The sequence below is a fragment of the Streptomyces sp. TG1A-60 genome, from assembly GCF_037201975.1.
Classification (GTDB): Bacteria; Actinomycetota; Actinomycetes; order Streptomycetales; family Streptomycetaceae; genus Streptomyces.
This window is the reverse complement of record NZ_CP147520.1, coordinates 203,690-228,452: the sequence shown is the minus strand read 5'-3', so window position 1 is coordinate 228,452 and position 24,763 is coordinate 203,690. Positions and strand designations below refer to the sequence as shown.

Below are 24,763 nucleotides of genomic sequence, written 5' to 3'. Positions count from 1 at the left end.
GGGAGTAGGGGTTGATCTGCGTGGGAGATGAGCAAAGGTATCTCGAATACCTGAAGCGGGTGACGGCGGATCTCCGGCGCGCACGGCGTCAACTCCAGGTGGCCGAGCTGCGTGAGCGGGAACCCATCGCGATCGTCGCGATGGCCTGCCGCTACCCGGGCGGAGTGAGCTCGCCGGCCGACCTGTGGCAGCTCGTGGCCGGCAACGGCGACGGAATCACCGGCTTCCCCGACGACCGGGGCTGGCCGGAGGAGTCCGGCTACGCCAACGAGGGCGGGTTCGTCGACCGCGTCGCCGACTTCGACGCCGGGCTGTTCGGGATCTCCCCCCGCGAGGCCCTCGCCATGGATCCGCAGCAGCGCCTGCTCCTGGAAACCGCGTGGGAGGTCGTCGAGCGGGCCGGGATCGACCCGCGCGCGCTGGCCGGCAGCCGGGCCGGGGTGTTCGTCGGCGCCTCCGCCTCGGGGTACGCCGAAGGCGCGCACTCGCTCCCCGAGGGCGCCGCCACGCACCTGGCCATCGGCAACGCGGCCAGCGTCGTATCAGGGCGCGTCTCCTACGCCTTGGGCCTGGAGGGCCCGGCCGTCACCGTGGACACGGCCTGCTCCTCCTCGCTCGTCGCGCTGCACCTCGCCGTCCACGCCCTGCGGGCGGGTGACTGCGAACTGGCGCTGGCCGGCGGCGTCACGGTCATGTCGTCGCCCAGTGTGTTCGCCGAGTTCAGCCGCCTCGACGGGCTGGCCGCGGACGGCCGGTGCAAGGCCTTCGCCGCGGCGGCCGACGGTACGGGCTGGGGCGAGGGCGTCGGCCTGCTCCTTGTGGAACGGTTGTCGGACGCGCAACGGCTCGGTCATCCCGTCCTCGCGGTCGTGCGCGGCAGTGCGGTCAACCAGGACGGCGCCTCCAACGGCCTGACGGCCCCCAACGGTCCGTCGCAGCAACGCGTGATCCGGCAGGCGCTGACGAGCGCCGGGCTGTCACCGGCCGAGGTGGACGTCGTCGAAGCGCACGGCACCGGCACCCGGTTGGGCGACCCGATCGAGGCACAGGCACTGCTCGCCACCTACGGCCGGGACCGCGCCGAGCGCCGCCCGCTGTGGCTGGGCTCGGTCAAGTCGAACATCGGGCACACGCAGGCCGCCGCGGGCGTCGCCGGTGTGATCAAGATGGTGCAGGCCATGCGCCACGGCGTTCTCCCCCGACGCTGCACGTGGACGAACCCACCCCGCACGTGGACTGGACCGAGGGCGCCGTCGAACTGCTCACCGAAGCCCGGCCGTGGCCGGAGGACGACCGTCCCCGCCGGGCCGGCGTCTCGTCGTTCGGGATCAGCGGCACCAACGCGCACGTGATCCTGGAATCGGCACCCGCGGTCGAACCGGCACCCGCGACGGAACCGGCACCCGGGACCGAAGCGGCAGCACCGCGTGCCGACACCGAACGGCCGCTGCTGTGGCCGCTGTCCGGGAAGGGCTCGGCAGGGCTGCGGGCCCAGGCCCGTACCCTGCGGGCACATCTCACCGCCGCGGACGACCTCGACCCGACCGATGTCGCCTGGTCGCTCGCCACCACCCGTGCGGGACTCGACCACCGCGCGGTGGTGCTCGGCGATCTGCTCCCGGGCCTTGACGCGCTCGCCGCGGGCGAGAGCTCCGCGACGGTGTCGGGCGTGACGGGTGAAGGCCGGTGCGCGTTCCTCTTCACCGGCCAGGGATCGCAGCGCGCGGCGATGGGACGTGGGCTGTACGAGGCGTTCCCCGCGTTCGCCGAGGCCTTCGACGCCGTATGCGCCGAGCTGGATCCACGGCTCGACGCGTCGGTCAGGGACGTGGTGTTCGAGGGCCGTGACCTCGACCGGACCATGTGGGCACAGGCCGGTCTCTTCGCCGTCGAGATCGCCACGTTCAGGCTGCTCGAATCGTGGGGCGTGACCCCCGATTTCCTGCTGGGCCATTCCATCGGCGAGATCGCGGCAGCGCACTGCGCGGGCGTCTTCTCCCTCGCCGACGCATGCGCGGTCGTCGCCGCGCGCGGCCGGCTGATGCAGGCGCTTCCGGCCGGCGGCGCGATGTTGGCCGTGCAGGCGACCGAGGCCGAGGTGACCGAGGCGATCGCCGGGCGGGCGGACCTGGCGGCGGTCAACGCCCCCGGTTCGGTCGTGGTCTCGGGCGAGGCGGCCGTGATCGGCGAACTGGCGGAGCGGTGGTCCGCCGAAGGCCGCAGGACGAGCCGTCTGACGGTGTCGCACGCCTTCCACTCGGCACTGATGGAACCGATGCTGGACGAGTTTCGCGCGGCGCTTGAGACGGTCGCGTTCGAACGGCCACGCATCGCGATCGTCTCGAACCTGACCGGTGACGTCGCCGAACCCGACCTGATCACCTCCCCCGACTACTGGGTGCGCCAGGTCCGCCGGACCGTCCGGTTCGCCGACGGCGTGACCTGCCTGGCCGCTCAGGGCGTGACCCGGTTCCTGGAGGTCGGCCCCGACGGCGTGCTCTGCGGGATGGCCCAGCAGGCCGGTGTCGAAGGGGTGTTCGCCCCGGTGCAGCGCCGCGGCCGGGACGACGCCGATACGGCCCTGACCGCGCTGGCCCGGATGTGGACGGCGGGCGTCGACATCGACTGGCGGGCCGTGCTGCCCGAAGGGCGGCGGGTGGACCTGCCGACGTACACGTTCCAGCGGGAGCGCTACTGGCCGGACAGCATGACCCCTCCGGCGGCTCCCGCCGACCGGCCCGCGTCCGTCTCGGACGAGGACGTCCGGTTCTGGGCGGCGGTGGACCGCGAGGACCTCGCCGAACTGGCCGTCACCCTGAAACTGGAGGAGGCCCCCGGCGTCCTCGACGACGTCGTCCCCGCCCTGTCCGCGTGGCGGCGCTCACAGCGGCAGGAGTCGGCCGTCGACTCGTGGCGCTACCGCGTGGAGTGGAAGCCGCTCACGGCTCCTGGCGGCACCACCCCGCTCACGGGCACCTGGGTGCTGACCGGCGCCCGCGACGACGACCGGACCGACGCCGTCGAAGAAGCCCTGCGGACCGCGGGCGCCACGGTGATCCGGTGTGAGAGCCCCGGACAGTGGCCGAGCGACGCGGCCGACGTGGCCGGGGTCGTCGCGATGGCCACCGGACCCGACCCGGTCGCCGACACGGTGACGACGCTCCAGAGCCTCGTCGAGGCGGAGATCGACGCGCCGCTGTGGCTGCTCACCTCCGGCGCCGTCACGGTGGGCACGTTCGATCCGCCGTGCGACCCGGTGCCGGCGCAGGTGTGGGGGCTCGGTCGGGTCGCCGCGCTGGAGCACCCGGACCGCTGGGGCGGTCTCGTGGACCTCCCCGCGGCCATGGACGGACGCGCCGGCGCCCGGCTCGCCGCGGTTCTGTCCGGGGCGACGGGCGAGGACCAGGTCGCTGTCCGCGGCGCAGCGGTCTACGGACGCCGGCTGACCCGGGCGGAGCCGACGCGGCCCACCGACGCGCCGTGGACGCCGTCGGGCACCGTACTGGTCACGGGTGGAACGGGCGCGCTGGGCACGGCCGTCGCACGATGGCTCGCCGGGCGCGGAGCGCCGCACCTGGTGCTGCTCGGCCGGCGGGGCGCCGCCGCGCCGGGGGCCGACGACCTGGTCGCCGAGCTGACCGCGTCCGGTACCGCCGTGACCGTAGCGGCCTGTGACGTCGCCGACCGGGAGGCGCTGGCCGAGGTGCTGGCGCGGATCCCGGCCGACCTGCCCCTGACCGGAGTGGTGCACGCCGCCGGGGTCGCGGCGAACGGCCCGATCGACGGCATGGACCTCGCGGACCTGGCCACCGTCATCGGCGGCAAGGCGGCCGGCGCGGCACACCTCGACGCGCTGACCGAAGGCCTGGCCCTGGACCTGTTCGTCACGTTCTCCTCGATCGCGGCGACCTGGGGCAGCGGCGGCCAGGGCGCCTACGCGGCGGGCAACGCCTACCTGGACGCGCTCGTCGAGAACCGTCGCGGCCGGGGACTGACCGGCACCTCGATCGCCTGGGGCCCCTGGGCAGAGGCCGGGATGGCCGTCCAGGGCGAGGCCGCCGACTTCCTGCGCCGCCGCGGACTGAACGCGCTGGCCCCGGAATCGGCCATCGCCGCCCTGGCCCGGGCCGTGGATCACGGGGAAGGGTGCGTGACCGTCGCCGACGTCGACTGGGCACTGTTCGCCCCGGCATTCACCTCCGTCCGCCCCAGCCCCCTGCTGGCCGGACTTCCCGAGGTGGCGCAGTCGACCGAGGGGGACACGACCGACTTCGAGCTGGGCGCCGCGCTGCGGCAGCGGATCACCTCCGCCGCCGTCGGACGACGCCACCACGTGCTGCTTGACCTCGTACAGGAACGCGCGGCAGCCGTCCTGGGACACCGTACGGCCGAGGCGGTCGATCCCGACCAGGTCTTCCGGGACCTCGGCTTCGATTCGCTGACCGCCGTGGAGCTGCGCAACCTCCTCAACGCGGAGACCGGGCTGCGCCTGCCGGCCACCCTCGTCTTCGACCACCCCACGCCGACCGCCCTCGCCGCGTACCTGCTCGGCGAGATGTTCCACGATCCGGAAGCGCTCCCGGCGCACACCCGCGCCACGGTCGCGGCCGACGACGACCCGGTCGTGATCGTCGGCATGGGCTGCCGCTATCCCGGGGGAGTGGCGTCGGCGAACGACCTGTGGCGCCTGGTGGCCGGCGGTGACGACGCCATCTCAGGATTCCCGGCCGACCGGGGCTGGGAGCACCTCGACAGCCTGGCCGGCTCGGCAGGGCGGCAGGGCGGCTTCGTCGACGAGGCGACGCGGTTCGACGCGGGACTGTTCGGGATCTCGCCGCGTGAGGCCCTGGCGATGGACCCCCAGCAACGCCTGCTCCTCGAGACTGCGTGGGAGGCCTTCGAATCCGCCGGGATCAACCCCCGGTCCGTGCAGGGCGCGCAGATCGGGGTGTTCGCGGGAGCCTCGTCCTCCGGCTACGGCACCGGCGGTCACGGCCTTGAAGGCGCCGAGGGCCACCTGCTCTCCGGCACGGCCAACAGCGTGATCTCGGGCCGGGTCGCGTACACCTTCGGACTCGAAGGCCCGGCGGTCACCGTCGACACGGCCTGCTCCTCGTCGTTGGTGGCGCTGCACCTTGCGGCGCAGGCGGTGCAGCGCGGCGAGTGCGGGATGGCGCTCGCCGGCGGCGTCACGGTGATGGTGTCGCCGGCGACGTTCGGCGAGTTCGACCGTCAGGGCGGACTGTCGTCGGACGGGCGCTGCCGGTCGTACGCGGGCGCCGCCGACGGGACCGGCTGGGGAGAGGGCGCGGGCCTGCTCCTGGTCGAACGCCTCTCCGACGCCGGGCGGCTCGGTCACCGCGTCCTCGCGGTGATCCGCGGCAGCGCGGTCAACCAGGACGGCGCCTCCAACGGCCTCACCGCGCCGAACGGCCCCTCGCAGCAGCGGGTGATCCGGCAGGCGCTGGCCAACGCCGGGCTGTCCTCGTCGGACGTCGACATCGTCGAGGGGCACGGCACCGGCACGGTGCTCGGCGACCCGATCGAGGCGCAGGCGCTCCTTGCGACGTACGGTCAGGACCGGCCCGAGGACCGGCCGCTCCGGCTGGGGTCGGTCAAGTCGAACATCGGGCACACGCAGGCCGCCGCGGGCGCCGCCGGCGTGATCAAGATGGTGGAGGCGCTGCGGCACGGGATCATGCCCGCGACCCTGCACGTGGACGAGCCCCACCCTCAGGTGGACTGGTCGCGCGGTGCGGTGGAACTCCTGACCGAGGCCCGGCCGTGGCCCGAGCTCGACCGTCCGCGTCGCGCGGGCGTGTCGTCCTTCGGGATCAGCGGCACCAACGCGCACGTCATCATCGAGGCACCCCCGACCCCCGCACCGGCCGCCGACGAGGCGGCTCCGTCGCCCGCGCTCGCGCTGTGGCCGCTCTCCGCGCACACCCGGGACGGTCTGCGGGCCCAGGCGGAGCGCTTGCGTACGTTCGCGGCGGAGTCGGACGCCGACGTGCGCGACATCGGCTACTCGCTTGCCACCACCCGCGCCGCCCTGGACCACCGCGCCGTGCTCGTCGGTGAGGACCGTGCCGAACTCCTCGACGGGGCGGCCGCGCTCGACGGTACGGCGGCCACGGTGATCCCCGGCGGAACGGCGTTCCTCTTCACCGGCCAGGGCGCGCAGCGCGTCGGCATGGGCCAGGAGCTGTACGCGCGTTTCCCCGTGTTCGCGGACGCCTTCGACGCGGTCTGCGCCGAACTGGACCCAACCCTTGACCGGCCGGTCAAGGACGTGGTGTCCGACGGCGAAGGCCTGGACCGGACGGTCTACGCACAGACGAGTCTCTTCGCCGTCGAGGTCGCGCTCTTCCGGCTGCTCGAATCGTGGGGCGTGACCCCGAGCCTGCTGCTCGGCCACTCGATCGGCGAGGTCGCGGCGGCCCACTGCGCGGGCGTCTTCTCCTTGACGGACGCGTGTGCCCTGGTGGCGGCGCGCGCCCGCCTGATGCAGGCGCTGCCGCCAGGCGGGGCCATGCTCGCGGTCCAGGCCACCGAAGAGGCCGTACGGGAGGCCCTGGACGGACGGGCCGACATCGCCGCCGTCAACGGTCCCGCCGACGTGGTCGTCTCCGGCGACGAGGCCGTGATCGACGAACTCGCGGCGCGTTGGCGCGCCGAGGGGCGCAGGACCGCCCGGCTGACGGTGTCGCACGCCTTCCACTCGGCCCGTATGGAACCGATGTTGGCGGACTTCGCGGCGGCACTCGAGAGGATCACGTTCGAGGCGCCGCGGATCGCGATCGTCTCCAACCTGACGGGCGCCCTCGCCGACGCCGGGACGCTGTGCACACCGGACTACTGGGTCCGCCACGTCCGGGAGGCCGTCCGGTTCGCCGACGGCATCGCATGCCTGCGCGATCAGGGCGTACGGAAGTTCGTCGAGCTCGGGCCGGACGGCGTGCTCTGCGGGATGGCCCAGCTGACCGTCACCGACGGGGCTTTCGTACCGATGCAGCGCAGGGACCGGGACGGCGTGGAGGCGATCACGGCCGCGGTCGCCGAGCTGTGGAAGGTCGGTGTCCCCCTGGACTGGCAGGCCGTCCTGGGCGGGGGCCGGCGCGTTGGCCTGCCGACCTACGCGTTCCAGCGCGAGCGGTACTGGCCGGAGGCGGGAACCGTCGGCACCCCGGCGGACGGCGCCGACGCCATGGACGCCCGGTTCTGGGACGCGGTCGAACGCGAGGACCTGGGCGACCTTGCGGGCACGCTCTCCGTCGAGGCCCCGGGAGACCTTGCGACGCTGCTGCCCGTGTTGTCCTCCTGGCGCAAGCGCCGCCGTACGGACTCGGTCATCAACTCCTGGCGCTACCACGTCACATGGAGGCCCCTCACCGATGGGCTCGGCCCGGCCACCCTCTCCGGGACCTGGCTGCTCGTCGTACCCGTCGGCGCCGCCGACCCGGCGGCGGACCTGGGCGCGGCGCTGCGGACGTCCGGGGCCGACGTCGTCGAGGTCGTCTGCGATCCGGTGGCCGAAGGCCGGGCGGCGCTGGCCGGGCGGCTGGCGGACGTTCCGGCCGACGTCGCGGGAGTGGTGGCGCTGACGGCGCTCGCCCCGGACGGGCTGACCGCGACGCTGACCCTGCTGCAGGCGCTCGGCGACGCCGGGATCGGTGCCCCGCTGTGGGTGCTCACCAGCGGCGCGGTGTCGGTCGGAGGCTCCGATCCGCTGCGTGATCCGCTCCAGGCACAGGTGTGGGGGGCCGGCCGGGTCGCCGCACTGGAACACCCCGACCGCTGGGGCGGTCTGATCGACCTTCCTCCCACCGTGGACGGACGAGTCGGCGCCCGGCTGGCGGCGGTGCTGTCCGGCGGGGCGGGCCTGGACCAGGTCGCCGTACGCGGCGCCGGGGTCTACTCCCGTCGGCTGGTGCGGGCGGCAGCCGAGAACACCGCGGTCGAGCCGTGGACTCCGACGGGCACGGTCCTGGTCACCGGTGGCACGGGCGCGCTGGGCGCGGCCGTCGCGCGGTGGCTCGCCGAGCGCGGCGCGCCGCATCTGGTGCTGACCGGCCGGCGCGGAGCGGCCGCGCCGGGAGTGGACGAGCTGGTGGCCGAGCTGTCCGGAACGGGCACGCGGGTGACGGTCGCGGCCTGCGACGCCGGAGACCGGGAGGCGCTGGCCGCCGTGCTGGCGGAGATCCCGGCCGAACTCCCGCTGACCGGCGTCGTGCACGCGGCCGGAGTCGCCGAGACGGCCCCGCTCGACCTGACCGTTCCCGCCGACGTGCTGTCGTCCACCGGCGGCAAGGTGCGGGGCGCGGCACACCTCGACGAACTGGCCGGGGACCTGGACCTGTTCGTGACGTTCTCGTCCATCGCCGGTGTCTGGGGCAGCGGCGGGCAAGGCCTCTACGCCGCGGCGAACGCCTATCTGGACGCGCTGGTGCAGCAACGCCGTTCCCGCGGCCTGGCCGGGCTCTCGGTGGCGTGGGGTCCGTGGGCCGAAGCCGGCATGGCGACGCGCGGCGAGGCCGAGGAGTTCCTGCGCCGTCGCGGACTGGCCGCCCTGGCACCGGAGTTGGCCATCGCCGCCCTGGCCCAGGCCGTGGACCGCGGCGAATCCTGCGTCACGGTCGCGGACGTCGACTGGGAGCGGTTCGCTCCGGCCTTCACGTCCAGCCGCCCCAGCCCGCTGCTCGCCGATCTGCCCGAAGCGACGCGGGCGCTGACCGGGAACGAGCCCGCCGCCGATACGGGCTCCGCTCTCGTACGGCGACTCACGGCGGCCCCGGCCGCGCAGCGAGGCCGGATCCTGCTGGACCTGGTGCGAGAGCGCGTCGCCACGGTGCTCGGGCACAGCACCGCCGACGTCATCGAACCCGACCGGGCCTTCCGCGATCTGGGCTTCACGTCCCTGAGCGCCGTGGAACTGCGAAACGCGCTCGGCGCCGAAACAGGCCTCGCCCTCCCGGCCACCCTGGTCTTCGACCACCCGACCCCCGGCGAACTGGCCGCCCACCTGGCCGGTGAACTCCTCGACGACATGGAGACGACGTCGGCGGCGGTGTCCGCCGCACCGGTCGTCACCACCACCGCCGAGCCGATCGTGATCGTCGGCATGAGCTGCCGCTATCCCGGCGGCATCACCTCGCCGAACGAGCTGTGGGAGCTGGTCGCCACCGGCCGCGACGGCATATCCGCCTTCCCCACCGACCGCGGCTGGGAATTCGCGGACGCCGCGGGGTCCTACGCCCGGCAGGGCGGCTTCGTCCACGAGGCGACGCGGTTCGACGCGGGACTGTTCGGGATCTCGCCGCGCGAGGCCCTGGCCATGGACCCGCAGCAGCGGCTGCTCCTCGAAGCGGCATGGGAGGCGTTCGAGTCCGCCGAGGTGGACCCGCGTTCGGTGCGCGGCGAGCAGATCGGCGTGTTCGTCGGTGCTTCGTCCTCCGGCTACGGAGGGGGCGGCGCGCACGGCTTCGAGGGCGCCGAGGGCCACCTCCTCTCGGGCACCGCCAACAGCGTGATCTCGGGCCGGGTGGCCTACTCGTTCGGCCTCGAAGGCCCGGCGGTCACCGTCGACACGGCCTGCTCCTCGTCGTTGGTGGCGCTGCACCTTGCGGCGCAGGCGGTGCGGCGCGGCGAGTGCGGGATGGCGCTCGCCGCCGGTGTCACGGTGATGGTGTCGCCGGCGACGTTCCGCGAGTTCGACCGTCAGGGCGGGCTCGCCTCGGACGGCCGGTGCAAGGCCTTCGCGGCAGCGGCGGACGGTACCGGCTGGGGCGAGGGCGTCGGCGTCCTCCTGGTCGAACGCCTGTCGGACGCGCAACGGCTCGGGCACCGGATCCTGGCGACGGTACGGGGCAGCGCGGTCAACCAGGACGGCGCGTCCAACGGCCTGACGGCCCCGAACGGTCCGTCGCAGGAGCGGGTGATCCGGCAGGCGCTGGCGACCGCGGGCCTGACCACCGCCGACGTGGACGCCGTGGAGGCGCACGGGACCGGGACGACCCTGGGCGACCCGATCGAGGCGCAGGCGCTCCTTGCGACGTACGGTCAGGACCGGCCCGAGGACCGGCCGCTCTGGCTGGGCTCCATCAAGTCGAACATCGGACACACCCAGGCGGCGGCCGGCGTCGCCGGTGTGATCAAGATGGTCATGGCCATGCGCCACGGCGTACTCCCGGCCACCCTGCACGTGGACGAGCCGTCCCCGCACGTGAACTGGTCGGCCGGTGCGGTGGAACTGCTGACCGAGCCCAGGCCCTGGCCCACCGCGGACCGCCCGCACCGCGCGGCTGTGTCGTCGTTCGGGATCAGCGGCACCAACGCCCACGTCATCATCGAGGCACCCCCGAGTCCCGCACCGGTCGACGCCGCCGGACCGGTGCCGCCGCCGCCCGTGATCCCCTGGCTCCTCTCGGCCAGGACCGAGCCCGGCTTGCGCGCACAGGCCGAACGGCTCGCGGATTTCGCAGGTTTCGCGACCGATTTCGCGGGCTTCGCGGCCGAACGGCCGGAACGGGCCGCGGCCGACATCGGGCACGCACTGCTCAGCAGGGCCGCCCTCCCGCACCGCGCCGTCGTACTCGCCCCCGACGGCGCGGGCCTCGCCGACGCGCTCGGCACCCTGGCCGCGGGCACTCCTTCCGGGAACGTCGTCGCCGGCGCGGTGAGCGAGGGGCGTACGGCGTTCCTGTTCACCGGACAGGGAGCGCAGCGGGCCGCCATGGGACGCGGGCTGTACGACGCCTTCCCGGCGTTCGCGGACGCCTTCGACGCCGCCTGCGCGGAACTGGACCTGTGGCTCGACCGGCCGGTCAGCGACGTGGTGTTCGACGGCGGGGACCTCGACCGTACGGTCTGGGCCCAAGCCGGGCTCTTCGCGGTCGAGGTCGCCTCCTTCCGCCTCCTCGAGTCGTACGGCGTGACCCCGGACTACCTGCTCGGGCACTCGATCGGCGAGGTGGCGGCGGCGCACTGCGCGGGCGTGCTGTCCCTGTCCGATGCCTGTGCGCTGGTGGCGGCGCGTGGCCGTCTGATGCAGGCGCTTCCGTCTGGTGGGGCGATGCTGGCCGTCGAGGCCACTGAGGCCGAGGCCACTGAGGCCGTGGCGGGCCGGGCGGACATCGCGGCGGTGAACGGCCCTACCTCTGTCGTGGTCTCGGGCGCTGCGGATGTCATTGACGAGCTGGCCGAGCGCTGGTCGGGGCAGGCCGTCGAACCAGCCGTCTCGCGGTCTCGCACGCGTTCCACTCGGCGCTTATGGAGCCGATGCTGGCCGAATTCGGGGCCGTACTGGAGGGGCTGACGTTCCAGGAGCCGCGGATCCCGGTCGTGTCGAACCTGACCGGGACGGTCGCGGAGCCGGGGCTGATGTCCACCCCGGACTACTGGGTACGGCAGGTCCGCGAAGCGGTCCGGTTCGCGGCCGGCGTCACCCACCTCGTCGAGCAGGGCGTCATCCGCTTCATGGAACTGGGATCGGACGGCGTGCTCTGCGGTCTGGCGCAACAGTCCGCCCCTGAGGGCGTATTCGCACCCCTTGCACGCCGCGACCGGGATGACGTGGACACGGCGCTGCGCGCGCTCGCCCGCATGTGGACCGCCGGGGCCGACGTCGACTGGCGTTCGGTGCTGCCGGTCGGACGCCGGGTCGAACTCCCGACGTACGCCTTCCAGCGTGAACGGTTCTGGCCGCAACCCGGTCCGGTGGCCGGCGATCCGGGCAGCGCCGGAATGGAACCGACCGGACACCCGCTGCTCAGCGCCGCCGTGACGGTGGCCGACGGCAGCGGACTGCTGATGACCGGGCGGTTGTCGGAGGCGACGCACCCCTGGCTGGCCGACCACGTCATCCTGGGGCGGGTCGTGGTCCCGGGCACCGCGCTCGTCGAGATGGCGTGGGCCGCGGGCGGGCGGGTCGGCTGCTCGGAGATACGCGAGATGGTCCTGCGGACGCCGCTGGTCCTGCCCGAGCACGGCGGCGTGCGGATCCAGGTGAGCGTGAGCGCCGTCGGCGAAGGCGGCGAGCGTACGGTCGAGGTGTACTCACGGCCCGAGGGCTCCGGCGAGGCGCTCTGGGTCAGCCACGCGGCCGGCGTCCTGGCCGAGGCGGTGACCACCGGCGAAGGACGCGACCTCACGGCATGGCCGCCGGCCGGCGCCACGGCGGTGCCACTGGAGGGCTTCTATACAGCGCTCGCCGAGAACGGCTACGGCTACGGGCCGGTGTTCCGCGGTATGCGGGCGGCGTGGCGCGACGGCGACACCGTCTACGCCGAGGTCGCACTCCCCGAGGACGCGGTCGCCGAAGCGAGCGGGTTCGGTGTGCATCCGGCACTCCTTGACGCGGCTCTCCACGCGGTGGGGCTGTCCCCCGTCGCGCAGGCCGGCGGTACGCGGCTGCCGTTCGCGTGGACCGGGGCGCGGCTGGACGCGGTCGGCGCCTCGGTGCTCCGCGTACGGGTCGAGGGCACCGCGGAGGGTGTGTCGCTGCTCCTGGCCGACGGTGTGGGCGAGCCCGTCGCCACCCTGGAATCCCTGGTGATGCGGGAGATCGCGGCCGAAGCCCTGCGGCCGGCCGGGGAGGACGGTCCCGACGCGTTGTTCGCGGTGGACTGGTTGGCGTTGCCGGCGGTTGAGGGGTTGGTGGATTCCTCGGGTTGGGTGGTTCTGGGTGCGGGTGGGCCGTCGTTGGGGGCGGTGCGGTTGGAGGACGGTCTGGGTTCTTTGGTGTCGGGGTTGGACGGTGGTGTGGCCGCGCCGGCGGTGGTGGTGTTGCCGGTGCCGGTTGGTGGTGGTGTGCATGAGGTGACGGCTTGGGTTTTGGGTGTGGTGCAGGGGTGGTTGGCGGAGGAGCGGTTGGCTGCTTCTCGGCTGGTGGTGTTGACGTGTGGTGCGATGGCGGTTGCCGGGGGCGGGGCGGATTCGGTCCAGGCGGCGGTGTGGGGTTTGTTGCGTTCGGCGCAGACGGAGAATCCGGACCGGATTGTTCTGGTTGACCTCGATCCTGACCTTGAGGGTGAGGGTGAGGGTGAGGGTGAGGGTGAGGGTGGGTCTTCGGTCGGCTGGCCGGCCGTCGTGGGCAGTGATGAGCCGCAGTTCGCGGTTCGGGGTGGTGTGGTGTGGGTGCCTCGTTTGGTGCGTGCGCCTTCGCCGGGTGCTTCGGATGTGCCCCGTGGCCCGTTGTCGTTGGATCCCGGTGGCACGGTGTTGATCACGGGTGGGCTGGGGACGTTGGGTGGTCTGGTGGCCCGGCATCTGGTGTCCGTGCATGGGGTGCGGCATCTGACGTTGCTGAGCCGTCGGGGTGGGGAGACCCCGGCCGCGCGCGATCTGGTGGCCGGGCTTGAGGAGTTGGGTGCGGTTGTTCGGGTGGTGGCGTGTGATGCGGCGGATCGTTCGGGTCTGGCTGCGGTGTTGGGTGGTCTTGAGCGTCCGTTGACGGGTGTGGTGCATGCGGCGGGTGTGTTGGATGACGGGGTGTTCGGTGGGTTGACGTCGGATCGTCTGTCGGGGGTGTTGCGTTCGAAGGTGGACGCGGCCGTCTACCTGGATGAGTTGACGGCGGGTCTGGATCTGTCGATGTTCGTGATGTTCTCGTCGGTGGCGGGGACGTTCGGTTCGGGTGGGCAGGCCAACTACGCTGCGGCGAACGCGTTCCTGGACGCGTTCGCGGTGGATCGCGTGGCGCGGGGGTTGCCGGGTCAGTCGTTGGCCTGGGGGCTGTGGGAACAGGCGAGTGAGCTGACCGGTCACCTGTCCCCGGCTCGTACCGGAAGCGCGTTGCCCACGGCACAGGCGTTGGCTCTGTTCGACCGGGCCACCGCCCTGCCCACCCCCCACCTCCTGCCGATGAACTTGGACCTGACGGCCGGGCAGATGCTCTCCGCCCACGGAGTACCCCCACTGCTGCGGGCCCTCATACGTCCGTCGGCCCGACGCGCCGCCGACCGCGGGACGGGCGCGGACTCCGGACTGGTGGCCCGCCTGTGGCCCCTGCCGACCGAGGAACGCCGCGCGCACCTGCTGGACCTCGTGCGCGGCACCGCGGCCACGGTCCTCGGCCACGCCGCCGTGGACGCCGTAGGAGCCAGGCAGGCGTTCCGGGACCTCGGCTTCGACTCGCTCACCTCGGTGGAACTGCGCAACGGCCTGAACGCCGTCACCGGACTGCGGCTGCCGGTCACGCTGGTCTTCGACCACCCGACGCCGACGGCCCTGGCCGAGCACCTCGCCGAGGCGCTGTTCGAGGGGGCCGCGCCGACCGTGGCGTTCGCCCCGGCGGCCGTGGACACCGGCGAGCCCATCGCGATCATCGGGATGAGCTGCCGGTTCCCCGGCGGAGCGAACGGCCCCGAGGAGCTGTGGCGGCTGCTTGCCGACGGCTTCGACGGCGTGACGGCGTTCCCGGCCGACCGCGGCTGGGAGATCGAGGTCGCCGACGCCTCGTACACGCCACGTGGCGGCTTCCTGCACGACGCGGCCGATTTCGACGCCGGCCTGTTCGGGATCTCGCCGCGTGAGGCTCTGGCGATGGACCCGCAGCAGCGGCTGCTTCTTGAGGCGTCATGGGAGGCCTTCGAATCCGCCGGCATCGATCCGCTGTCCGTGCACCGGTCGGCCACGGGGGTCCTGGTCGGCGCCTCGGCGTTCGGCTACGGCGCCGGCATGGACCTGCCGGAGGCGGAAGGGCACCTGATGACGGGTGCCGCCACCAGCGTTCTCTCCGGCCGCGTGTCGTACGTGTTCGGCCTTGAGGGACCCGCCGTCACGGTCGACACGGCCTGTTCGTCGTCCCTCGTGGCCATGCACTGGGCGATCCAGGCCCTGCAGCGCGGCGAGTGCGCGATGGCGCTGACCGGCGGTGTGACCGTGATGTCGACACCGGGCGTGTTCGCCGAGTTCGACAGGCAGGACGGACTGGCGTCGGACGGGCGCTGCAAGGCGTTCTCCGCGGAGGCCGACGGCACCGTCTGGTCCGAGGGCGTGGGCGTGCTCGTGCTCCAGCGGCTGTCCGATGCCCGCCGCGACGGCCATGAGGTCCTCGCGGTCATCCGCGGCAGCGCGGTGAACCAGGACGGCGCGTCGAACGGCCTGACCGCGCCGAACGGTCCGTCGCAGGAGCGGGTGATCCGACAGGCGTTGGCGACCGCGCGGCTGTCCCCTGCCGATGTCGACGCGGTCGAGGCGCACGGCACCGGGACCCCGCTGGGCGATCCCATCGAGGCACAGGCCCTGATGGCGACATACGGTCGACACCGTTCCGCAGACCGGCCGCTGTGGCTGGGGTCGATCAAGTCGAACATCGGGCACACCCAGTCGGCGGCGGGCGTCGCCGGTGTGATCAAGATGGTCATGGCGATGCGCCACGGCCTGCTGCCCGCCACCCTGCATGTCGACGAGCCGTCCCCGCACGTGGACTGGTCGGCCGGTGCGGTGGAACTGCTGAGCGAGGCCAGAGCGTGGCCCGAGCTCGATCGGCCGCGCCGCGCCGGTGTGTCCTCGTTCGGCATCAGCGGCACCAACGCGCACGTGATCCTCGAACAGGGCGACCCGTCGCCCGCGCCGGAACCGGCGGAGGGACCGGGGACGCTGCTGTGGCCGGTGTCCGCCAAGACCCCGGCCGCCCTGCGGGGCCAGGCGGAGCGGCTGCGCGACTTCCTCACGACCGGGCCCGATCTGCCGGCCTCGGGGCACGCCCTGGCCGTCAGCCGTTCCGCACTGGACCATCGGGCGGTGGCCATCGGCGACTCGGCCGTCGCGATCGAGGCGGGTCTCACCGCGCTGGCCGAGGGCAGGCCCGGGGAGAGCGTGGTCTCGGGTGCGGTACGTGAGGGCGGGACGGCGTTCCTGTTCACGGGCCAGGGTGCGCAGCGGGTCGGGATGGGTGCTGGTCTGTACGAGGCGTTCCCGGTGTTCGCGGAGGCGTTCGACGGGGTGTGCGCGGAGTTGGACGTCAGGCTTGACCGGTCGGTCAGGGAGGTCGTGGTCGAGAGCACTGATCTCGACCGTACGGTGTGGGCGCAGGCGGGGTTGTTTGCCGTCGAGGTGGCTTCGTACTGGCTGTTGGAGTCGTGGGGTGTCGTTCCGGACTTCCTGCTCGGGCACTCGATAGGTGAGATCGCGGCGGCGCATGTGGCCGGGGTCCTGTCCCTGTCCGATGCCTGTGCGCTGGTGGCGGCGCGTGGCCGTCTGATGCAGGCGCTTCCGTCTGGTGGGGCGATGCTGGCCGTCGAGGCCACTGAGGCCGAGGCCACTGAGGCCGTGGCGGGCCGGGCGGACATCGCGGCGGTGAACGGCCCTACCTCTGTCGTGGTCTCGGGCGCTGCGGATGTCATTGACGAGCTGGCCGAGCGCTGGTCGGGGGCAGGCCGTCGAACCAGCCGTCTCGCGGTCTCGCACGCGTTCCACTCGGTGCTTATGGAGCCGATGCTGGCCGAATTCGGGGCCGTACTGGAGGGGCTGACGTTCCAGGAGCCGCGGATCCCGGTCGTGTCGAACCTGACCGGGACGGTCGCGGAGCCGGGGCTGATGTCCACCCCGGACTACTGGGTACGGCAGGTCCGCGAGGCCGTCCGGTTCGCCGACGGTGTCGCCTGTCTGGAGGGCCGGGGCGTGACCCGGTTCGTCGAACTGGGTCCCGATGGAGTGCTGTGCGGGTTGGCCGGGCAGTCGGCGTCGGACGCACTGTTCGCGCCGGTGATGCGCCGCGACCGGGACGAGGCCGAGACGGCGCTGCACGCGCTGGCCCGCCTGTGGACGGTCGGTGTCGACGTGGACTGGCCAATGATCCTGCCGGGCGGGCAGCGGGTGGCCCTGCCGACGTACGCCTTCCAGCGCGACCGGTACTGGCCGCGACCGGCCGCCAGGACGGGTGACGTCGTTTCGGTCGGACAGGTGCCGGCCGACCATCCGCTGCTCGGCGCCACGGTGCAACTGGCGGGCGACGACGGCCTGCTGCTGACCGGGCGCCTGTCCCTCTTCACGCATCCGTGGCTGGCGGATCACGCGATCCAGGGCCAGGCGCTGGTGCCGGGGACGGCGTTCGTGGACATGGTGCTGCGGGCGGGCGCCGAGATCGACCGCCCGGTGCTGGAAGAGCTGGTGCTGCAGGCCCCGTTGCCGCTTCCCGACAGCGGCGGCGGTGTGCAGGTCCAGGTGCGGGTGGCGGCTCCGGGCGACGGCGGCGAATGCCGGGTGGAGATCCACGCCCGACAGGAGAACGGCGACGCCGCACCATGGGTCTGCCACGCGGTCGGCACGTTGACCGCATCAGTGGACTCGCCCGACTTCGACCTGGTGAACTGGCCGCCGCCGGGGTCGACGCCGGTGGCCCTGGACGGCTTCTACGAGGCCCTGACCGACGGCGGCTACGGCTACGGTCCGGTCTTCCAGGGCCTGCGGAAGGCCTGGCGTGCCGGCGAGACGGTCTATGCCGAGGTCGAGCTGCCCGATGACGCGGCGGCCGACGCGGCGGGATTCGGCGTGCACCCGGCGCTCCTTGACGCGGCCCTGCACGTGAGCGGCCTCGTCGACGCCCACAGCGGGACGACCCGGTTGCCGTTCGCCTGGACCGGTGTCCGACTGCACGCGGTCGGCGCCTCGGCGCTGCGCGTTGCCATGACTCCGGTCGGCGACGGTGTGACGATCCGGGCCGCGGACGAGATCGGTGCTCCCGTCGCGTCGGTCGGATCCCTGGTGCTGCGAGAGGTCTCCGCCGAGGCGGTCCAGGCAGCGGCGGACGCGGGGTCGGACGCGTTGTTCGCGGTGGACTGGTTGGCGTTGCCGGCGGTTGAGGGGTTGGTGGATTCCTCGGGTTGGGTGGTTCTGGGTGCGGGTGGGCCGTCGTTGGGGGCGGTGCGGTTGGAGGACGGTCTGGGTTCTTTGGTGTCGGGGTTGGACGGTGGTGTGGCCGCGCCGGCGGTGGTGGTGTTGCCGGTGCCGGTTGGTGGTGGTGTGCATGAGGTGACGGCTTGGGTTTTGGGTGTGGTGCAGGGGTGGTTGGCGGAGGAGCGGTTGGCTGCTTCTCGGCTGGTGGTGTTGACGTGTGGTGCGATGGCGGTTGCCGGGGGCGGGGCGGATTCGGTCCAGGCGGCGGTGTGGGGTTTGTTGCGTTCGGCGCAGACGGAGAATCCGGACCGGATTGTTCTGGTTGACCTCGATCCTGACCTTGAGGGTGAGGGTGAGGGTGAGGGTGGGTCTTCGGTCGGCTGGCCGGCCGTCGTGGGCAGTGATGAGCCGCAGTTCGCGGTTCGGGGTGGTGTGGTGTGGGTGCCTCGTTTGGTGCGTGCGCCTTCGCCGGGTGCTTCGGATGTGCCCCGTGGCCCGTTGTCGTTGGATCCCGGTGGCACGGTGTTGATCACGGGTGGGCTGGGGACGTTGGGTGGTCTGGTGGCCCGGCATCTGGTGTCCGTGCATGGGGTGCGGCATCTGACGTTGCTGAGCCGTCGGGGTGGGGAGACCCCGGCCGCGCGCGATCTGGTGGCCGGGCTTGAGGAGTTGGGTGCGGTTGTTCGGGTGGTGGCGTGTGATGCGGCGGATCGTTCGGGTCTGGCTGCGGTGTTGGGTGGTCTTGAGCGTCCGTTGACGGGTGTGGTGCATGCGGCGGGTGTGTTGGATGACGGGGTGTTCGGTGGGTTGACGTCGGATCGTCTGTCGGGGGTGTTGCGTTCGAAGGTGGACGCGGCCGTCTACCTGGATGAGTTGACGGCGGGTCTGGATCTGTCGATGTTCGTGATGTTCTCGTCGGTGGCGGGGACGTTCGGTTCGGGTGGGCAGGCCAACTACGCTGCGGCGAACGCGTTCCTGGACGCGTTCGCGGTGGATCGTGTGGCGCGGGGGTTGCCGGGTCAGTCGTTGGCCTGGGGGCTGTGGGAACAGGCGAGTGAGCTGACCGGTCACCTGTCCCCGGCTCGTACCGGAAGCGCGTTGCCCACGGCACAGGCGTTGGCTCTGTTCGACCGGGCCACCGCCCTGCCCACCCCCCACCTCCTGCCGGTCAGGCTCGACCTCGGAGCCCGCCCCACGGGCGCGATCCCGCCGTTGTTCCGCGCGCTGGTACGGTCCCGGCCGGTCCGGGCGGCCGAGCGGGGCGCCGGCGGCAGGGCCGCCGCCCTGGAGCACTTGGGGGCGCTGGACGCCGACGAGCGCCGGGCCCACCTCCTTGACCTGGTGCGCGCCCACGTCGCGGCCGTGCTCGGACATGCGGGCGCCGACGCGGTCGGCGCGAAGCAGGCGTTCAAGGACCTCGGACTGGACTCCCTGACCGCGGTGGAACTGCGCAACGCGCTCAACACCGCGACCGGGCTGCGGCTCCCCGCGACGCTGGTCTTCGACTACCCGACCCCGGACGCACTGGCCGACCACCTTGCCGACGCGTTGTCCGACCGGGCCGTACCGGTGCCCGTGGCGACCGGGGCCGCCGTCGCCGTCGGCGTCGACGAGCCCATCGCGATCGTGGGCATCAGCTGCCGGTACCCCGGCGGAGCGAACGGCCCCGAGGAGCTGTGGCGGCTGCTTGCCGACGGGTTCGACGGGGTGACGGGTTTCCCGGCCGACCGCGGCTGGCAGGTCGGAGATCCGTCGTACGCCCCGCGCGGCGGCTTCCTGAAGGACGTCGCGGGCTTCGACGCGGAGCTGTTCGGGATCTCGCCCCGCGAGGCGCTGGTGATGGACCCGCAGCAGCGCTTGCTGCTTGAGGCGTCCTGGGAGGCCTTCGAATCCGCGGGCCTGGTCGCTCCCGACCTGCGCGGGACGCCGACGGGCGTGTTCGTCGGAGCGTACGCGTCGAACTACGGCGTGGGCGCCCAGCTCCCGCCCGGTGCGGAAGGGCACCTGCTTACCGGTACGTCGATGAGCGTGGTCTCGGGCCGCGTGGCGTACACCTTCGGCCTCGAAGGCCCCGCGGTCACGATCGACACCGCGTGCTCCTCCTCGCTCGTGGCGCTGCACCTGGCCGCGCAGGCGTTGCGGCGCGGTGAATGCGATCTGGCGCTTGCCGGCGGCGTCGCCGTCCTGGCCAGCCCGGGCATCTTCGCCGAGTTCGACCGGCAGGGCGGGCTGGCATCGGACGGCCGGTGCAAGGCCTTCGCCTCGGCGGCGGACGGCACCACCTGGTCCGAAGGCGTCGGCGTCCTGGTCCTTGAGCGCCTGTCGGACGCCCGCCGGCACGGCCGCGAGATCCACGCGGTGATCCGGGGCAGCGCGGTCAATCAGGACGGCGCGTCCAACGGCCTCACCGCCCCCAACGGGCCCTCCCAGCAGCGCGTCATCCGGCAGGCACTGGCCGATTCCCGGCTCGCCGCGTCCGAGGTGGATGTGGTCGAGGCGCACGGCACCGGTACCAGCCTCGGTGACCCCATCGAGGCGCAGGCGCTGCTTGCGACGTACGGTCAGGACCGGCCCGGGGAACAGCCCCTGTGGCTGGGATCGATCAAGTCGAACATCGGGCACACCCAGGCCGCCGCGGGCGTCGCCGGTGTGATCAAGATGGTCATGGCGATGCGGCACGGCGTACTCCCGGCGACGCTGCACGTGGACGAGCCGACCCACCACGTGGACTGGTCCGCCGGAGCGGTGGAACTGCTGACCGAGGCACGTCCCTGGCCCGAGGCCGACCGGCCGCGCCGGGCCGGTGTGTCGTCGTTCGGGATCAGCGGCACCAACGCGCATGTGATCCTCGAAGCCCCGCCCGCCGCCCACCCGGTGGAGCCGGCCGCCGCGGGCGAAGGCCCGGTGGTGTGGCCGATCTCCGGCAGGACGCCGGCCGCCCTGCGCGAGCAGGCACATTCCTTGCGTGACCACCTCGCGCGGGCGACCGACCTGGATCCGGCGGACGTCGGCTGGTCGCTGGCCACCACCCGCGCCGCACTGGAGCACCGCGCCGTCGTCGTCGGACGGGACGGCGAAGAGCTCATCGAGCGGCTCGGCCGGATCGCGGCCGGGGAAGGGGAAGCGGAAGCGGACATCGCCCCCATGGGCAGGTCCCGCCTCGCGTTCCTGTTCACCGGCCAGGGCTCGCAACGGTCCGGGATGGGCCGCGAGCTGTACGCGGCCTTCCCGGTGTTCGCCGAGGCGTTCGACGCCGTCTGCGCCGAACTGGACCCGCGGCTGGACCGGCCGGTCGGGCAAGCGGTCTTCGAGGGCCGTGATCTCGACCGTACGATGTGGGCCCAGGCGGGTCTGTTCGCGGTCGAGGTCGCGATGTTTCGGTGGGCGGAATCGTGCGGCCTGACCCCGGACTTCCTGCTGGGGCACTCGATCGGCGAGATCGCGGCCGCCCATGTGGCCGGGGTGCTGTCCCTGCCGGACGCCTGCGCCCTCGTGGCGGCGCGCGGCCGGTTGATGGAGGCGCTGCCCGCCGGCGGGGCGATGCTGGCGGTGCGGGCGACCGAGGCCGAAGTGGTCGCCGAGACCGCCGGCCGGGTCGACATCGCGGCGGTCAACGGTCCGGCGTCGGTGGTGGTGTCGGGTGCCGCGGACGTGATCGACGAACTCGCCGCCCGCTGGACGGCCGAGGGCCGCAGGACGACCCGGCTGACCGTCTCGCACGCCTTCCACTCGGCCCTGATGGAGCCGATGCTCGCGGAGTTCACGACCGTACTCAGGACCCTGGCCTTCGAGCCGCCGCGCATCCCGATCGTGTCCGACCTGACCGGAGCGGTCGTCGACGCCGAGACGATCTGCTCGCCGGAGTACTGGGCCCGCCACGTGCGTGAGGCGGTCCGCTTCGCCGACGGTGTCACGTACCTGGCCGAACAGGGGGTGACCCGATTCCTGGAACTGGGGCCGGACGGCGTGCTCTGCGCGATGGCGCAGCAGTCCGCCGTGGACGCCGTGTTCGCGCCGGTGCTGCGCCGCGACCGCGACGAGGCCGAGACGGCGCTGCACGCGCTCGGCCGGATGTGGGCGGCCGGCGTCGACGTCGACTGGTCGGCGGTCCTGCGGACCGGTCGACGCGTACCGCTGCCCACCTACGCCTTCCAGAGGTCGAGGTTCTGGCTGGAGCCCGCCGCGGATGTCGGCGCCGCGGGCGATGTGGGGGCTGTCGGCCAGGCCGCGGCGGACCACCCGCTGCTCGGCGCGACGGTCGCGCTCGCCGGTGACGACCAGGTACTGCTCACCGGGCGGTTGTCGCTGTCCACGCAGCCGTGGCTGGCGGACCACGCGGTCCTGGGCCGGGTGCTGGTGCCCGGTACCGCGTTCGTGGAGATGGCGCTGCGGGCCGGACGGCAGGTCGGCTGCCGGACTCTGCGGGAACTGATCGTGCGGGCCGCGCTGCCGCTCCCGCCGACCGACGGGGTACACATCCAGGTGCGGGTGACCGCCCCCGGCGACGACGGCGACCGCCGCCTGGAGATCCACTCGCGGCCGGACCGGGGCGGCGACGCGCCGTGGGTGTGCCACGTGACGGGCGTACTGGGCGCCGAGGCCGTGCACGAGGACTACGACCTGGCGGCCTGGCCGCCGCCGGGTGTCGAGCCGGTGCCGCTGGACGGCTTCTACGACGCCCTCGCCGGGAGCGGATACGGCTACGGGCCGGTCTTCCGGGGCGTGCGGGCGGCATGGCGCGGGCAGGACACCGTCTACGCCGAGGTGGCGCTGCCCGAGGACACGGTGACGGACGCGCCGGGATTCGGGCTGCATCCGGCCCTGCTTGACGCGGCACTGCACGTCATCGGGCTCGCCGACGACGGCGGCCCGGCGACCCGGATGCCGTTCGCGTGGACGGGTGTGCGCCTGCACGCCACCGGCGCCTCGATGCTGCGGGTCGCGGTGACGCCGACCGACGACGGCGTCCTGATCCGCACGGCCGACGGGATCGGCGCACCCGTCGCGTCCGTCGAGTCCCTGGTGCTCCGCGAGGCCGCCGTCGACCAGCCGGCGGTCACCGACCACCAGCCCGCCCGCGACTGGCTGTTCACGGTCGAGTGGACGCCGACGCCTTTCGCGCCCCCGGTCGACACCTCGTCCTGGTGTGTCGTCGGTGACGCGGGGACCGGCGTCCAGGGCGCCCGGGCCGACTCCCTGGAGAAGCTGCTCGAAGCGGAGGAGGTGCCACCGGTGGTGGTCCTCCCCCTGTCGGCCGACGAGGCGCTGCCGGCGACCTCCGCGATGCTGGACGTCGTCCAGACCTGGCTCGGGGACGAGCGGTTCGAGTCCTCCAGGCTCGTGGTGCTGACCTCCGGTGCGGTCGACCCGGCCGGCGACGTGCACGACCTGCCGGGCGCGGCGGTCTGGGGTCTGCTGCGATCGGCCCAGTCCGAGCACCCGGACCGGTTCGTCCTCGTCGACACGGACTCCGAGACCGACGCATGGCATCCGTACGTGACCGGCGCCGAGCCCCAGATGGCGGTGCGGGACGGAGAGGTGCTGGTACCCCGCCTTGCCCGGGCCGGGGCAGGTGCCGGCAGCGGACCCTCGGGCCGGCTTCCGGGCACGGTCCTGATCACCGGCGGCACCGGCGTGCTCGGCGGACTGCTCGCCCGGCACCTGGCCACGGCGTACGGCGTCCGCCACCTGACCCTGCTGAGCAGGCGCGGCGCGGACGGGCCCGGCGCGGCCGAACTCGTGGCGGAGCTGGCGGAGCTCGGCGCGCGGGCCGAAGTGGTGGCCTGTGACGCCGCCGACCGGGACGCGCTGGCCGACGTACTGGCCGCGATCCCGGCGGCCCGTCCGCTGTGCGGTGTCGTGCACACCGCCGGTGTCCTGGACGACGGAGTCGTCGAGTCGCTGACCCGGGAGCGGATCGCGACGGTGTTCCGCCCCAAGGCCGACGCGGCCGTGCACCTGCACGAGCTGACCGAGGGGATGGACCTGGAGATGTTCGTCCTGTACTCCTCCGCGGCCGGGACGTTCGGATCGCCGGGACAGGCCAACTACGCGGCGGCCAACACCTTCCTGGACGCACTGGCGGCCCGCCGTCGCACCTGCGGACTGCCGGGGACGTCGCTCGCGTGGGGCCTCTGGGAAGAGGCCGGCGCGATGACCGCACACCTCGGCGACCGGGCGGGACGGCTCGGCAGCGCCCTCACCGCGGAACAGGGACTGGCGCTCTTCGACGCGGCCATGACCACGGAGTACGCACACCTGGTGCCGGTGCGCCTCGACCTGGCGGCCCGCTCCGGCCCCGCCGACATCGCCGTACCGGCCATGCTGCGCGGCCTGCTGCCGGACGGTCCGCGCCGGGCGAACGCCGCCGCGGATGGCCCGTCGTTGCCGCGGCTGCTCGCCGGCCGGTCTCCCGCGGAACAGGCCCGGCTCATCCTGGACGCCGTCCGGGCGGACGTCGCGCAGGTCCTGGGGCACGCGACGGCGGAGGCCGTCCGGCCCGACCGCGGCTTGGTCGATCTCGGCTTCGACTCGCTGACCGCGGTCGAACTGCGCAACCGGCTCGCCGCCCGTACCGGGCTGCGACTGCCGGCGACCCTGGTGTTCGACCAGCCGTCGGCCGCAAGGCTCGCCGAATACCTGGCCGGGCGGATCGTCTCGTCCCCCGGCGCGGCCGCGCCGCTCACCGAGCGCGTGGAGCGGATCGAAGCCGATCTGGAGTCCGCAGGCGAGGCGGAACGGGCCACGATCGTCCGGCGCCTGCAGGCGATGCTGGCCCGCTACGACGACGGCACGGCCCTGCCGGAGACGCCGTCCGTCGTGGCCGGCATCGACACCGCGACCGACGACGAGATCTTCGACTTCATCGACAAGGAACTGGGAGCGTCGTGACCCTGCTTCCGGACTCCCACCCGACACCCTGTGA

At 73.2% G+C, this 24,763-nt stretch carries 3 protein-coding genes; all 3 read left to right on the top strand.

Annotated elements, in window-relative coordinates; translation table 11 throughout:
* The first annotated feature begins 20 nt into the window (after nucleotides 1-20).
* The 3 genes from WBG99_RS00275 to WBG99_RS00265 are packed head-to-tail and all read left to right on the top strand — an operon-like array spanning nucleotide 21 to nucleotide 24,729.
* A complete protein-coding gene (locus WBG99_RS00275; protein WP_338894335.1) occupies nucleotides 21-1,352 on the top strand; it encodes a beta-ketoacyl synthase N-terminal-like domain-containing protein in 1,332 nt (443 codons plus the stop codon).
* Nucleotides 1,259-11,314 carry an SDR family NAD(P)-dependent oxidoreductase gene (locus WBG99_RS00270; RefSeq protein ID WP_338900155.1) on the top strand — a complete coding sequence of 3,352 codons (10,056 nt, stop codon included), beginning with the start codon at nucleotides 1,259-1,261 and terminating at the stop codon, nucleotides 11,312-11,314. The genes WBG99_RS00275 and WBG99_RS00270 overlap by 94 nt, the downstream gene beginning before the upstream one ends.
* A complete protein-coding gene (locus tag WBG99_RS00265; protein WP_338894334.1) occupies nucleotides 11,278-24,729 on the top strand; it encodes an SDR family NAD(P)-dependent oxidoreductase in 13,452 nt (4,483 codons plus the stop codon). The genes WBG99_RS00270 and WBG99_RS00265 overlap by 37 nt, the downstream gene beginning before the upstream one ends.
* The last annotated feature ends 34 nt before the right edge of the window (nucleotides 24,730-24,763 follow it).

Coding starts and splice junctions, on each gene's coding strand:
- WBG99_RS00265 (WP_338894334.1), top strand. CDS start 11,278: ATGCTGGCCGAATTCGGGGCCGTACTGGAGGGGCTGACGTTCCAGGAG.